Consider the following 15584-nt stretch of genomic DNA (forward strand, 5'->3'; position numbering starts at 1 on the left):
ATCTGCAATTATCAAACAATTAAAACCAACCATAACCTATATGTGGAATAAGTTAATACCCAAACGTTTTGAGCTTCTTAAAGTGTATGTGTTTATCTTTATGTCACTTTCATTTATTCTTAGAAGCTGTTTATGTTTTTGGTATTTTCCACAAATAGACGCTTCGCTTCTGGTCTTAATAAAAACCTTTTTAATTGGTTTTCTGTTTGATGTTGGTACTATTTCCTTTTTTGCACTTCCTTATATTTTATATTTATTAATTATACCTAAAAGAATATATGGCTCAGTTTTCGACCGTATTATAACCTATTTTGGTTATTCCGTAGGTGTTTTAATTTTTATTTTTTCATTTTTTGCTGAAATAACGTTTTGGGAAGAATTCGAACGTCGATTCAATTTTATAGCTGTTGATTATTTAGTTTACACTTATGAAGTTGTAAAAAACATCAACGAATCTTACCCCATTCCATTATTATTAAGTGCCATTTCCATTGTATTATTCATTATACTTTTTATAACCAAAAAAAGGAACGTTTTTAATAAAACATTTAAAAACGACACCGTATTTAAAGAGAAAATTGCACCTTCCTTTTTGGTGATTTCTGTAGCCATATTATTTGGACTTTTTGTAAAAAATGAACACGCCGAACGTTTTAACAACAGATATAACAATGAATTAGCAAAAACAGGTATTTATTCCTTTTTTGCTGCTTTTAAAAACAACGAACTATCTTATACCGAATTTTATAACACCATTGATATTGATACGGCCTTTTCAAATGTTAAAGAAAAATTAGTCGAAAAAAATAGTGAATTTATAAACCCCGAGAAAAGAGAAATTTATAGAAGCATTTCAAATTTTGATAGTTTACTTCGCCCAGAAAAAAAGCCAAATGTTATTTTTATTTGTATTGAAAGTTTAAGCGCATCCTACCTTAATTCTTTAGGAAGCGACTTAAACATAACACCTACATTAGATTCATTATCTAAAAAAAGTCTATTTTTCACCAATCTTTACGCCACTGGTACACGTACAGTTAGAGGAATGGAAGCCATTACATTATCAATTCCTCCTACACCAGGTCGTAGCATTGTAAAACGAAATAAAAACCAAGGTTTATTTACCATTGGTGAAATATTTAAACAGCAGGGTTACAATCGAAATTTCTTTTATGGCGGCGATGGGTACTTTGATAATATGAATACCTATTTTGGTGGAAACGGCTTTAATATTATTGACCGCGGTAGAGGGTTTTTACTCGATTCAAATATAAAAACTAAACGTACCAATATTAATGATGATGAAGTAACTTTCGAAAATGCTTGGGGCGTTTGTGATGAAGATATCTACAGGAAAGTTTTAAAAGAAGCAGATATTGCTTACAAAACCGAAATGCCCTTCTTCAATTTCATAATGACAACCTCCAACCACCGACCTTTTACCTATCCTGAAAACAAAATTGATATTCCGTCGGGTGTAAGTCGGGAAGGTGCTATTAAATACACAGATTTCGCAATTGGCAACTTTTTAAAGGAAGCTAAAACCAAACCTTGGTTTGAAAACACGGTATTTGTTATTATGGCAGACCATTGCGCAAGTAGTGCCGGACGTTGGAATTTGAATATTGATAAATATCGAATTCCCGCGATGATAGTTAATTTAGAAAACATTGCACCTCAAAAAATCGAGAAATTAAGTTCTCAAATTGATATGTTCCCTACCCTATTTGCGCTTTTAAATTGGGACTACACTTCCAACCTATTTGGAAAAAACATAATGAACATGAAAAAGGAGGATGAACGTGCTTTTATTGGTAATTACAGAAACTTAGGGCTTTTAAAAGACAAAAAACTAATGGTTTTAAGCGATCAGCGAGTTGTTAATTACTATGAATGGATAACAGATAATGATGATTTAATACTGAAAGACATTGACACCAAGATGCTGGAAGAAACGATTTCTTTTTATCAAGTAGCCGATTATATGTATCGTAACGAAGGTCTTAAGGTTAAGAAAAATATTTAAAACCTATTTAATTCACCACTTACTAAAAAAAGAAAAAAGCTTCTAAATTTGATTACAAAACAACTTTCAATTTCTACGAATTAAAATAATTGTATTTTCATTTCTATCCTAAAAAACACCTGCCACTATTGCTTAAAGTACTTAAGCTGTAACATATTTTTTTAATAGGTATTTGGCAAGCTTATAAAACATAAAGCCTGATATAGCTCCAAATGTGAAGCCGCAAATGATGTCTAATGGATAATGCACTCCAACATAAATTCTACTGTAAGCTACAATAGCACTCCAAAACAACATTATAAATAATAGATTCTTATAATAAGGTTTCAAAATTAAACCAGCAAAAACGGCCGCTGCCATGGAGTTTGAAGAATGCCCTGAAAAGAAACCATACTTACCGCAACGCACTGCTATAAAACGCATTTGATCTACCAGACTATCAACACCACAAGGGCGTGATCTTTCAAATGTACGTTTCGCAACATTTGTCATTTGATCTGTAAAAGTTATCATTAAAGTAATAACTACTACAAAAACTAACAAGGCTTTTAATCCAAATTTTTTATATAAGAGAAATAACAGAAGCGCATACATAGGTGCAAAAGTAAATTCATGCGTTATAATTAACCACATTTGGTCCCAGGTTGGGGATCCTAAGTTATTTAAAAACAAGAAAATTTTCGTATCGTACTCTAAAAGCGTTTCTAACATTATTTATGTTTTTGGCGTTACTCTTCGTATTTTAAAATTTCATTATCGTAAAACTCAGTAGCTAGTTTTATCATGTTCTCTGTTTCGGCCAATAACTCCTTTTCATCCTCATCATCGAAATCTTCAAACCATTCAAGCTCGTCATCTTCAAGATTGATTATAAATCTAGGAAATTCTGTATGAATAACATAAATTGCATTAGGAAAATCGGTATTATCACCTAGAATAAATTTTGGAAGACTCATAATTATTATTTAATTGTTTGATGTTTAACTAATTGCTATTTTTACTTTGTTTGTTAGTAACAATCTAAATTACTTAATGGACAAAATTAATCTTTTTGTGAGATAATTGAATCTAATAAATAATAAAATAGCTGCTGTTGTTAAGCCTGCCAATAAGCCTAACCATATTCCAAAACTTCCATATGCTGCTTCTTTACCTAAAAACCAACTAATAGGAAACCCAATAAGCCAATAAGAAACAAAAGTTATTATTGTAGGCACTTTTACATCTTGCAAACCTCTTAAGGCTCCCAATGCGAGTACTTGCAAACTATCACTTAATTGAAAAATGGCTGCTGCAAACAATAATTTTGAAGCTATCCCTACCACTTCAGTGTTATCTACCAGATTTTTAGCGTCGTCAAAATCAACATACAACTTAGGCAACTGATTATGAAATACAAAAAAAAGAATGGCAAAACACGAAGCAAAAATTAAACCTAATAAAAATATGGAAAAGGCAATTCGGCGTAAATCAAAATAGTTTTGTAGCCCTTTCTGGTTTCCAACCCGTATCATAGCAGTAACACTTAAGCCAGTAGCAACCATAAAGGTCATGGAACTTAGGTTTAAAGCAATTTGGTTTGCTGCTTGCGGGTTTTTACCCAATAACCCACTTAACCAAATGGCGGCTGTAAAAATTCCAACCTCAAAAAACATTTGCATGGCACTTGGCGCTCCTAAATTCAACAGTTTTTTGAGCATTAATTTATTTAGAATAAAAAATTTAATGTTAGTAACAAAAGCCTTGGATTTCCCTTTAGATTTTAGTAGAAACCACAAATACCAAACCATTAAAACCCGAGATATTAAAGTGCCATAGGCAGCCCCTACAATTCCTAATTCTGGAAAACCGAATTTTCCAAAAATTAATAAATAGTTAAAAACAACGTTTAAAATATTGGCCAAAATAGTTGCATACATGGGCTGACGTGTTAAAGACAAACCGTCGCTAAACTGTTTAAACCCTTGAAAAATGATTAATGGAATTAAAGATACTGCAACTAAGTCCAAATACGGAATTGCTAATTCTACAACCTCCAATGGTTGTTTCATTAGATACATTAATGGTTTAGCTAATATAACCAGTAAAAACAGCAGAACACCTAAAACCGTACATAAAAACAGACCATGCTTAAAAATAGATTTTCCATTATCAAAATTACCCTCGGCGTCTGCTTCTGCAATTAAAGGTGTAATAGCCGTTGAAAATCCAATACCTAAAGACATGGCTATGAAAATAAAACTATTTCCTAAAGATACCGCAGCAAGTTCGGCAGTACCCAATTGTCCAACCATAATATTATCTACAAAACCTACAAAAGTATGCCCCAGCATACCCAACATTACAGGTGCTGCTAATTGCCAATTGTATTTAAATTCTTTAGTGTAATCTTTTATATGCATGATGCAAAAGTAAGCTAAAGTCTCTGCAATTTTGGTCTTTTTTAAGACTTCATTTACAAAAAAACAGCAGGGATAATTTGTTAATAAGTAACCAAAATTTTAATAGGCAAAGATTAATAAAATATTAATTTTGCCGCTCCTTAAGAAAACCATTTAGTAATCTAGGACAGGAATATTTAACTAATTTTTTACAGGGATTTAAAACAACTAGTTAAAATTTCAATATTCGAAAGGAGGTAATACTCAATTACCTCCTTTTATTTTTAAAAATAGGCTAATTCCTTTTTAGCTTCTTCAAACTCCTTAATAATATCTGTAACAATTTGATAAACAGGTTTTATATCATGAATTAAACCAGAAACCTGACCAACTTCCAATTCTCCTTCTTGCAAATCACCTTCAAACATGCCCTTTTTCGCTCTTCCTCTACCTAATAAAGCTTTAAGTTCTTCCGGCGATGGCGCATTTTTATAAAGTGCTTGCACATCATTATAAAACTTATTTTTAATCAAACGTACAGGAGCTAGTTCCTTTAATGTTAATTGGGTATCTCCTTCTTTCGTATCAATTACAGCTTGTTTAAATGCAATATGTGCCGAACTTTCCTCACTTGCTATAAACCGGCTTCCTATTTGTACACCGTCTGCACCTAAAATCATGGTTGCCAACATAGCACGCCCCGTTGCAATACCACCTGCTGCAATTAGTGGAATGTGAATTTGCTCCTTTACCATTGGAATGAGCGTTAATGTCGTAGTTTCATCCCTACCATTATGTCCTCCGGCTTCAAACCCTTCAGCAACAATGGCATCCACACCAGCTTCCTGAGCTTTTAATGCAAATTTCACACTGCTAACTACATGAACTACAGTAATACCACGTTCCTTTAACCAAGAGGTCCAAGTTTTAGGATTTCCTGCCGAAGTAAAAACAATTTTAACTCCTTCCTCTACAATGATATCCATAATTTCTTGGATATTTGGATATAACATAGGTACATTTACCCCAAACGGTTTATCGGTTGCATTTTTACATTTTTGAATATGTTCACGCAAGACATCTGGATACATGGAACCTGCTCCAATTAAACCTAAAATTCCCGAATTACTTGCGGCAGAAGCTAAACGCCAACCGCTATTCCAAACCATACCAGCTTGAATAATTGGATATTTTATATTAAATAAATTAGAAACTCTATTAGACATTTAGTATTTTATTATTTTAGTTGTTTTTGAAGTTGAATGAGAGTCTACTTTAATTAAGTATAATCCATTAGCTAATGATGAAATATCTATCTGATCGTTAACATAATCTACTGTAAAAGTCATTACTTGCTTTCCGGTTACATTAAAAATAGCTACTGATAACACACTGGATTGTGAAGGAATTTTAAATTTCACAAGTCCTTTTGTGGGATTTGGGTACATTGTAACTTTACCTTCAATGGTCATATCATCAACTTGCAAAGCGCTGTTTAAGGCCATTTGTAAATTTGGAATACCATAGCCAATAAAATAATCTGGAGAAGCAGATTGTGAAGCAGATTCTCGAACTATCTGCATAATTTCAGCATTTGTTTTATTAGGTAATGCTTGCCAAAGGCATACAATGCCTCCAGCTAAAACTGGTGAACTGAATGATGTTCCGTTAGATGTGTATATTAAATCATTTGTTGAAATAACAGCAGTGCTCTGCCCCTGTGCCACAACATCTGGTTTATGAGTTGGTTGTATGGCACTTCCTCTTGAACTGAAAGTGGCATAAGTTCCATCGGCTTTTACTGCTCCAATACTTAAAACTCCGGCTCCATCTGCTGGAGCACCTACAACTCCCCAACTATCGTTTCCGGAATTTCCTGCCGAGTTTATAAGTAATAAGCCTTTTTCAAACGCAATGTTAGCACCTCTTGTTATAAATGCTGTATTACCATTCATCTGTGCTGTGGTATAGCTGTAATTAGAATTATCATAGGTAGTGTATCCTAAAGATGTATTAATCACATCTACACCCAAACTATCCGCACGTTCTGCTGCTTCAACCCAATAACTTTCTTCTACTGGATTTTCAGAAGTCCCATCTTCAGTTACAAACAAATAATAAGAAGCATCGGGAGCTGTGCCAACATATTGGTTTTCAATATAGCCTGCCATGGTACTTAAAACCAAAGTGCCATGATTACTTGTTGTATTTGTGTAAACATCAGATGCTCTCTTAACAAAATCGTAAGTTCCTTTAATATTACTTGCCATTCTTAAGCGTTGAAATGCTGCCATGGTATTCACATTCGGAAAACCGGCATCAATAACGGCCACGGTAATACCCGTTCCTGTGTAATTTGATAAATGAAGCTGATCGCCCTTAATCATTTGGATTTGATTTGCAGCATTTCCATAATTAAATGAGGACAAAACACTTTCTAATTTAGATTCCTTTTTTGGATTGAGTGTTTTAAAAACATTCAAACTTTTGTCTGCAAAATCTATATAATCCACAAAGGTAAAGGTGCTTTTCAAACTGTTAATATCTTCTACGCTTCCCCTAACATGAACCGCATTAAACCATTTAGATTTTGCCTTAACGGTAATACCAGTAACACTTTTTAGTTGTGTAATATAAGTTTCATTTACAGGAACATCCCGTTCATCTATGGTAACTGCATGCTTGTTTTTTCTATCAATTGCTTTTTGAGTAAGTATTGAAATTGGATTAGCAATAGAAGTAGCTACATTTTGTTTATCCTTTAAATACACCCAGGCATCTTGCTGTGCAAAAAGCAGGACCTGAAAGCATGAAAACATAAAAAAAAACAGCCACTTTTTCACAGTAAAAAAAAAATTAAAGTTATTGCAAGTTATGAAATTACTCCCGAACCGACTAACTCATCTTCTAAATACCAAGCTACAAATTGTCCTTCTGTTATGGCTGACTGAAAATCTTCAAATTCAACATACATACCAGAATCTACCTTATGCAAAATGGCTTTTTGTAATGGTTGGCGGTAACGTATTCTTGCCAAAACATGCATCGTGCCATCTACCTTAAGTGCTAAATCTTCACGAATCCAATGCAATTCTTCATTGGATATAAATAAAGCTTTTTTCAGTAATCCAGGATGTTCTTTTCCCTGACCTGTATAGATAATATTATCTTCAACATTCGTATCAATCACAAATAAAGGTTCCAAGGTTCCCCCTACAGCTAAACCTTTACGCTGACCCTTAGTGAAATAATGGGCGCCCTGATGCTTACCTACTACTTTTCCAAGGTCTACTTTATAATCAATTTTACGGGATAAATACTGTAGTTTCTCTTCTTGTGAATGAAATTCTGGAATAACTTCACTAAATATAGCTTGCTCTTTAGGAATTTCTACAATAACGCCTTCTTTAGGTTTTAACTGTTGCTGAAGAAAATCGGGCAACTTAACTTTGCCAATAAAACATAAGCCTTGCGAGTCTTTCTTTTCTGCCGTTACCAAATCTAATTTCATGGCAATTTCTCTAACCTCTGGCTTGGTTAGTTCACCAATGGGGAACAACGATTTTGCTAATTGCTCTTGCGATAACTGACATAAAAAATAAGATTGATCTTTATTATCATCTACACCCGCCAATAACTGGTATATTTCTTTATTGTCCTTTTCTATGGTTCCTTTTCTGCAATAATGTCCTGTAGCTACATAATCGGCACCGAGTTCCATGGCAATATTCATAAAAACATCAAACTTAATTTCCCGGTTACAAAGCACATCGGGGTTTGGTGTCCTTCCTTTTTCATATTCATGAAACATATAATCTACAATCCGTTCTTTATATTGTTCACTTAAATCAACCGTTTGAAATGGAATACCAAGCTTTTCAGCAACCAACATGGCATCATTACTATCCTCCAACCACGGACATTCGTTTGAAATGGTGACCGAATCATCATGCCAGTTTTTCATAAACAAGCCGATAACCTCATACCCCTGCTCCTTCAAAATATAAGCTGCAACACTAGAATCTACACCTCCCGAAAGTCCTATTATAACTCGTTTCATCACTAATTTTTTATTCTGCAAAGATATAAATTTATATAGAATGAAAAGTTATAGAACCAATAGGTTTCTGAATACATAAAATTATTTGTTTAATTTTTTTAACAAAATTTTAAACAAATAAACCTAATTTATGTTTAATGTTTTTATATTTTTGTTAAACAATAATACTTAAAAATCAAGAAACTATGAAAAAATTGAATGTAATTGCCAAAATTGGACTAATCGTCTTTATGTCAATTTTCACCCTATCATGTGATGATGATGATGATGATATGGTAAAAACACCTGAAACAATAGCAGAAATTGCCATAGCAACACCTGGTTTAGAAAATTTAGTGGCTGCCTTATCTAAAGCAGGTTTGGTGGATGTAATGAATAACCCGGGAAACTACACCGTATTTGCACCAACAAATACAGCTTTTGAAACCTTTTTAGAAGTTAATAATTTTGATTCATTAGATGATGTTCCGGTAGACGTATTAACTCAAGTGCTATTAAATCATGTAATAGCAAAAGAATTGCCTGCAGAAAGCATAATAACTGGTTATGAAAATACTTTGGCAACCTACGGAAGCACCGATTCTAAATTAAGTATATACATTAACACCAGCAACGGAATTACTTTAAACGGTGTATCAAAAGTTACAACAACTAATAATGTTATGGCCACCAATGGCGTGATTCACGTAGTTGATGCGGTAATAGGAATACCAACAGTAGTAACATTTGCCACAGCAGATCCAACTTTCTCTACTTTAGTAACAGCTTTAACAACACTTACTCCAGAAACTCCATTTGCTACCATTTTAGCAAGAACAAATACTAATAGTAGTGATGGTTTAAATCCTCCTTTTACAGTTTTTGCACCAACCAATACAGCTTTTGAAAATTTAGAAGCAGTGCCAGGTGAATCGGTATTAACCCAAGTATTATTACATCATGTAGTTTCAGGAAATATCACATCATCAGCATTAACACCAAACGGAAATACCACTGCGACTACTCTACAAGGAGAAAATTTAATAATAACCTTACCGGGAACCAATGGTAATATTGCAAATATGACAGATGGTTCAGGTAGTTCTGATATTGGTATTATAAAAGTAGATGTTCAAGCTGGTAATGGTGTAATACACGTAATTAATAAAGTTGCAATTCCTGCCTTATAATATGTTTTAATTAATTAATAGCAACCATTTAAAATTACTTATGAAGAAAAACTCTTTAAGATATTAAGGAGTTTTTTTTGTATTAACGGGAGGTGCATTAAAATCTTTTTCCTCTATTAGCTTTCCATTTTCATAATACTTCCAGACACCTTCCTTTTTACCATTTTTATAATTACCTTCCGTTACCAATTCTCCTTTAGAGGTATAGTATTTGGAGTAGCCGTGTAATTCTCCGTTTAAATAATGCACTTCACTTAACAACACATTTTTATCAGAATACACTTTAGAAAAACCATCAAGTTTACCAGTTTTATAATGTTGCACTTCGGCTATTTGTCCGTTAGGGTAATACACCAAACGTTCACCTATTAAATTACCAGCGTTGTCATAACGCTCCAGAGTTAAAAGTTTATCGTTCGTTTTTTGATAGTATTTCCATTCCCCTACATAGGTTTTACCATCCATTTCACCTTCACTAATTAGTTTTCCTGTTGACGCAAAAAACTTAACGTAGGCTTTATCATTATCATTATTAAAATCTTTAGTAGCTGATAAAACCGGTTTATTTTTTATGTTTTTATAAAATTTAAAGGTCCCAACCTCTTTACCATGAAAAAAAGTACCTTCATAACGTAGGACATTAGTCTTTTCAAAATTTTTCTTCCAAACACCATGGTTTTTACCTTCTGTGTCTACTTGGTTTACATCTTGTGCAAACAATAAACCAACATGAAACAATGCAATTAAGAATATTTTTAGAGTCTTCATTTTTAATTTTATTTTTTTTTGCTTTTTGCAGAAATTCACTTTTTGAAACGATAAAGTTAATTGGAAATTGTATAACAAAAAAGCTGCCAAAAATAATTGACAGCTTTGATTTACTGAATCCTTATTGGCTTATATAACCAACTGAGATTGTTTATTTGCGTTTTTGTTGTGCTTTTTGTTTTTCAGCCTGTTCCATCATTTCCTTCATTTTAGCTTGAAAACGGCTTTCTTTCTTAGGCTTTTTCTTATTCTCTTGAATTTGAGCATGAATTTTATCTTCATCTAAAATATAATTCTTGATAACTAAGATAATTCCAATACTAATTACGTTTGAAATGAAGTAATATAAACTCAATCCTGATGCATAGTTATTAAAGAAGAACAACATCATTATTGGTGAAAAATACATCATATATTTCATCATTTTAGCCATATCTGGCATACCCTCTTGCGTTGGTTGTGATGCCATTTGATCTCCAGTTGTTAAACGCATATAGAAGAAAATTGCTACCGAAGCCAAAATAGGAAACAAACTTACATGGTCTCCATAAAAAGGGATTTTAAATGGCAACTCTGCAATGGTGTCGTATGATGATAAATCTTCAACCCATAAGAAGCTTTTTTGGCGTAAATCAAAAGCCGATGGGAAGAATTGGAATAATGCATAAAACACAGGCAATTGTACCAATGCAGGAATACAACCAGCCATAGGACTTGCACCTGCTTTTGTTTGTAAAGCCAACGTTTCTTGTTGGGCTTTCATTTTATTGTCTTTATGTTTAGCACGAATCGCCTCTAGTTCAGGTCTAAGAATTTTCATTTTAGCTTGCGATAAAAACTGCTTGTACTGAACAAATGATAATAACAACTTAATCAATATAGTCATTACAATAATAGCAATTCCGTAAGGCATAAAATCACCTAGCAATGCAAATAACGGAATGAATAGATACTTGTTTATCCAACCAAAAATACCCCAACCTAATGGTACAATTTCATCTAAATTACGATCGTACTTATTTAATATTTTGAAATCACTTGGTCCATAATACCAATTCATGGATTTGTTGATTTCACCTCCAGCCAATTCTAAAGGTAATTTAGCTACAAATGATTTGGTAAAAACCGTATCAATATCCTCATTTTGAACCAAGTTTCTAGACTCTAAAACAGCAGTTTTAAAAGGCGTATCGGTTAATAAGATAGAGGAGAAAAAGTGTTGTTTGAAGGCCACATAAGTTACATCTTCCGCAGTATCGTCCGACAACTCACTTTGTCCTAAATAATCATCCTTACCATCTTCATATTCAAAAACAACTTCAGTATATCTGTTCTCATAAGAGATACTTTTTGCATGACGATAGGTCTTTAATTTCCAATCTAAATTAATAGGTTGTGAACTATTAAACACATCACTTAAACCTTGGGAACGAATGGTGAAATCCAGCATATAATCGCCATCTTTCAATTCGTAACGGTATTCTAAAAATTTACTTTCAGATACTTTTAGCTTCATAGAAACTACGGTAATATTTCCGTTTTTAGTTACTGTTGGCTGAAAATATAAATCTTTGGTGTTTAAAATTCGGCTATCAGTAGTCCCAAAATTAATGTTGAACGAAGCATTGTTATCTTTTATAATATAAATTGGGTTGTCTTTAAAATCTGTATGCTTTTTTAGTTTAACTTCAGAAAGATACCCACCTCGATTATCGAAAGTTAAGGCTAATAAATCACTTTCCACAACCGTTTGCTCTGTTGAAGCATTGGCAGCAGAATAAGCAAAAGCCCCTAATTTGTTTTTTAAATTTTCTAATTTAAGAGAGTCGGTAGTGCCATTAACTGTAAAATCTTCGGCACTAACCACCTTAGTTTGTTCTTGTTCCTTGGCTTTATTTTCTTTTTCAACCTGTTCTTGTTTCGCTTTCTCTTGAGCTTCAAGTTCTTCTGGCGTTGGTTGATTTTGCCAAAGCATGTACATTAATATTCCGAAAATAAGGACAAAACCTATTACCGAATTAATGTCTAATTTTTTTTCTTCCATGTATTCTTTATGTATCTAGTAAAAAGATTGAGGTTATAAATAAAACGTACAACCCCTATAGCAATAAGTTAACCAATATTAATTTTGTGCCATTCTGGCACTTGATTTCTTTTTTTTATAATTTAAGGCAGCTTTTACAAACGCCACAAATAATGGATGTGGGTTAGCAACCGTACTTTTATATTCTGGGTGATATTGTACACCTATAAACCACGGATGTGTTGGTACTTCAACTATTTCAACCAATCCCGTATCTGGGTTTAAACCAGTGGCAATCATACCGGCAGCTTCCATTTGCTCTTTGTATTTGCTATTAAATTCGTAACGATGTCTGTGACGTTCTTTAATATTTTCCGATTTGTAAATATCACGCACCAAACTACCTAATTTTAAATCGCAATCCCAAGCACCTAAACGCATGGTTCCACCTTTTTCGGTAATGGTTTTTTGGTCTTCCATTAAACTAATTACCGGGTTTTTAGTTTCAGGACTCATTTCGGTGGAATCGGCATCCTTTAAACCTAAAACATTTCTAGAAAATTCGATAACTGCCATTTGCATACCTAAACAGATCCCAAAAAATGGCACATTATTTTCGCGTACATATCTAACCGCATCAATTTTTCCTTCAATACCACGCTCACCAAAACCTGGTGCTACTAAAACACCGTCTAAATGACCTAATTTTAAAGCAATGTTATCTTCGTTTAAGTATTCAGAATGAACAGATTCAATGTTTACTTTCACCTCATTTTCTGCACCTGCATGAATAAAGGCTTCTAAAATGGATTTGTATGAATCTTGTAACTCCACATATTTACCTATTAACCCTATGGTAATTTCACTTTTTGGGTTTTTATGACGGGTTAAAAACTGATTCCATTTTGCGATATCAGGAACAGAACTTTCCAACCCTAATTTTTTAAGAACCACCTTATCCAAACCTTCTTCTAGCATTAAGTTTGGCACATCGTAAATGGTTGAAGCATCAATAGATTGAATAACAGCTTCCTCTCTTACATTACAAAACAAGGCTAATTTTTTACGTAAATCTTTTGGTAAATCGTGCTCAGTTCTACAAACCAAAATATCGGCTTGTACTCCACTTTCCATTAAAGTTTTAACACTGTGTTGTGTTGGTTTTGTCTTTAGTTCTCCGGCAGCAGCTAAATATGGTACTAGAGTTAAATGAATAACAATACCATTATTTTCACCCAAATCCCAACGTAATTGACGTACGGCTTCCACATAAGGCAACGATTCAATATCACCAACGGTGCCTCCAATTTCAGTAATGATGATATCATAATCACCCGATTTTCCTAAAATCTGAATACGCTCTTTAATCTCATCCGTAATATGAGGTACAACCTGTACTGTTTTTCCCAAAAACTCTCCTCTACGTTCTTTTTGTATCACACTTTGGTAGATACGACCTGTCGTTACATTATTAGCCTGACTAGTAGGAACGTTTAAGAAACGTTCGTAATGACCAAGATCTAAATCGGTTTCAGCGCCATCTTCCGTTACATAACATTCACCATGTTCGTATGGATTTAATGTACCTGGATCTACGTTAATATATGGATCTAATTTTTGAATGGTTACTCTGTAACCTTGTGCTTGTAATAATTTAGCGAGCGATGCTGCTATAATGCCTTTTCCTAAGGACGATGTAACCCCGCCGGTTACAAAAATGTATTTTGCTGTAGTTGTCATGTTGCGCTTATAAACGCAGGCAAATTTACAAAATTTAAATAGTTATTACCGAATAAGTTTTTAGTTATTTAATTTGACTTTTCAACAAGTTTTTTAGTAGGAAAAATTAATTTATTCTTATATAAAAATTTGACTATTATGAAAAAAATGTCGTAATTAGATTGGTAACGGATGGAGTTCATCTAATCAGAACTTTATCTTTTTATTGATTTTAATTTAAAAAAATGGATCCGTTTGCGAACTTACCTATAGAATTAAGAATTCGGTTCGAACCTGAAATTAATCCACTTGGAAAAATAATCAGAGGTGTTAAGCCAATAGACAAATCAACTCATTGGATATATAATTTTGATGAAAATTGCGATGCATTTTTTGAGTGTTTCAATGATCCTTTTTCGGAATTATACAATTCTAGCAATACGAATAATGAAGTAAAATATATATTTAGAGGACATCAATACTCTAACTGGAAATTAATTCCTACTTCATTCAGAGATTTAAATTCTGATAGAGAAACCAATAGTTTAAATGTACTAAAATCTGGAAATGGTCATTTCTTACCGGAATTAACTGATTTTATAAATTTTATTAAAGGTTTAAATAGTTTGGGATATAAAATTGAAAATGATTCATTTAAGTTAATTAATTCAAATTTAATTGACGATATACATAAAGCATTTAATTTAATAGAATATTTTCCAAAACCAGAACAACTTAAAGAATTAGCTTTAGCACAACATTATGGTGTTCGTACTAGATTATTAGATTTTACTTTTAACCCAAATAAGGCAATTTTTTTTGCTATTGAAAAAATAAAGGATACTAAAAGGGAAGATAATTCTAAAATTGGAATCTGGGCAATTCCAGAAAGGTTGATTGAATTATGTCAAGAAGACTTCTATTTAGAACGAATATTTCTTGAAGGATTCCAGAATAACAATATGACCGCACAACAAGGATTATTTGTGAATTATTTTAAAGGCCGTTCAATTGACGAAAACCTTTTTAATAAAGAAGGAAAAATAAAATCATTAGATGAATACATATTTGATAATAAGAAGAGCCCTGATAACGAAAGGTTGATAAATGAAAAAATTGGAAAACCATGTTTATTTACCTTATCCCATAAAGTAGCTTGGCAAGTTTTTAAAAGACTAGACATATTAAATATTAACTGGATCACAATTCAACCAGATTTAGATGGAGTAAAAAAAGAAGTTGAAAGAAAAAAAAATAAATCAAGCAACTACTCCTAACTAAAACTATTAAACAAATCAGTCCATATACCTCATCAAACTTACTACCCAAAAACCAATTTATTTCAGCAATAATGACTTTTGTCATGTAAAACACTTACAAGTATTTGTAATTTGCTTTGATTTTTTTTCAGAATCAAAAAATGTCCTATTTTTTTTGA

12 protein-coding genes are annotated in these 15584 nt (G+C 32.7%); 3 read left to right on the forward strand and 9 right to left on the reverse strand.

Annotated features, from left to right (window positions below; genetic code table 11):
* Positions 1-40 precede the first annotated feature (40 nt).
* Complete coding sequence (locus ABYI63_RS06460) at positions 41-2026, forward strand: LTA synthase family protein (protein ID WP_372754652.1); 1986 nt, start codon at positions 41-43, stop codon at positions 2024-2026.
* Positions 2027-2167: 141 nt separating this feature from the next.
* Here the strand turns inward: ABYI63_RS06460 and ABYI63_RS06465 are convergent, their stop codons facing one another.
* From ABYI63_RS06465 to mnmA, 6 genes are all read right to left on the reverse strand, one after another.
* Positions 2168-2737 carry a phosphatase PAP2 family protein gene (locus ABYI63_RS06465; protein WP_372754654.1) on the reverse strand — a complete coding sequence of 190 codons (570 nt, stop codon included), beginning with the start codon at positions 2735-2737 and terminating at the stop codon, positions 2168-2170.
* Positions 2738-2754: 17 nt separating this feature from the next.
* The gene (locus tag ABYI63_RS06470; protein ID WP_372754656.1) at positions 2755-2982 is read right to left on the reverse strand and encodes a hypothetical protein; all 228 of its coding nucleotides are present in this window, start codon (positions 2980-2982) and stop codon (positions 2755-2757) included.
* Between the two features lie 69 nt (positions 2983-3051).
* The gene (locus tag ABYI63_RS06475; RefSeq protein ID WP_372754658.1) at positions 3052-4428 is read right to left on the reverse strand and encodes an MATE family efflux transporter; all 1377 of its coding nucleotides are present in this window, start codon (positions 4426-4428) and stop codon (positions 3052-3054) included.
* A 263-nt stretch (positions 4429-4691) separates the two neighbouring features.
* On the reverse strand, positions 4692-5633 hold the full coding sequence (locus tag ABYI63_RS06480; protein WP_372754660.1) for an NAD(P)H-dependent flavin oxidoreductase: 942 nt from the start codon (positions 5631-5633) through the stop codon (positions 4692-4694).
* Positions 5634-7226, reverse strand: a complete 1593-nt coding sequence (locus ABYI63_RS06485; RefSeq protein ID WP_372754662.1) for a S8 family serine peptidase — start codon at positions 7224-7226, stop codon at positions 5634-5636. It lies immediately after the preceding gene.
* Positions 7227-7279: 53 nt separating this feature from the next.
* On the reverse strand, positions 7280-8467 hold the full coding sequence (gene mnmA / locus ABYI63_RS06490; RefSeq protein ID WP_372754664.1) for a tRNA 2-thiouridine(34) synthase MnmA: 1188 nt from the start codon (positions 8465-8467) through the stop codon (positions 7280-7282).
* A gap of 185 nt (positions 8468-8652) precedes the next feature.
* Between mnmA and ABYI63_RS06495 the strand changes: the two genes are divergently transcribed.
* A complete protein-coding gene (locus tag ABYI63_RS06495) occupies positions 8653-9636 on the forward strand; it encodes a fasciclin domain-containing protein (protein WP_372754666.1) in 984 nt (327 codons plus the stop codon).
* A 63-nt stretch (positions 9637-9699) separates the two neighbouring features.
* Here ABYI63_RS06495 and ABYI63_RS06500 read toward each other — a convergent pair whose 3' ends face one another.
* From ABYI63_RS06500 to ABYI63_RS06510, 3 genes are all read right to left on the reverse strand, one after another.
* Entirely contained in the window at positions 9700-10404 is a 705-nt protein-coding gene (locus ABYI63_RS06500; protein ID WP_372754668.1) for a toxin-antitoxin system YwqK family antitoxin, read from the reverse strand.
* 151 nt (positions 10405-10555) lie between these two features.
* Positions 10556-12448, reverse strand: coding sequence for a membrane protein insertase YidC (yidC, locus tag ABYI63_RS06505; RefSeq protein WP_372754670.1), 1893 nt, complete (start codon positions 12446-12448; stop codon positions 10556-10558).
* Positions 12449-12526: 78 nt separating this feature from the next.
* On the reverse strand, positions 12527-14167 hold the full coding sequence (locus tag ABYI63_RS06510) for a CTP synthase (protein ID WP_372754672.1): 1641 nt from the start codon (positions 14165-14167) through the stop codon (positions 12527-12529).
* A 224-nt stretch (positions 14168-14391) separates the two neighbouring features.
* On the opposite strand from ABYI63_RS06510, the gene ABYI63_RS06515 reads away from it, so the two are divergent.
* On the forward strand, positions 14392-15423 hold the full coding sequence (locus tag ABYI63_RS06515) for an FRG domain-containing protein (protein ID WP_372754674.1): 1032 nt from the start codon (positions 14392-14394) through the stop codon (positions 15421-15423).
* Positions 15424-15584: the final 161 nt, after the last annotated feature.

It is taken from the genome of Mariniflexile sp., assembly GCF_041583155.1.
In the GTDB taxonomy this organism is placed as follows: domain Bacteria; phylum Bacteroidota; class Bacteroidia; order Flavobacteriales; family Flavobacteriaceae; genus Mariniflexile.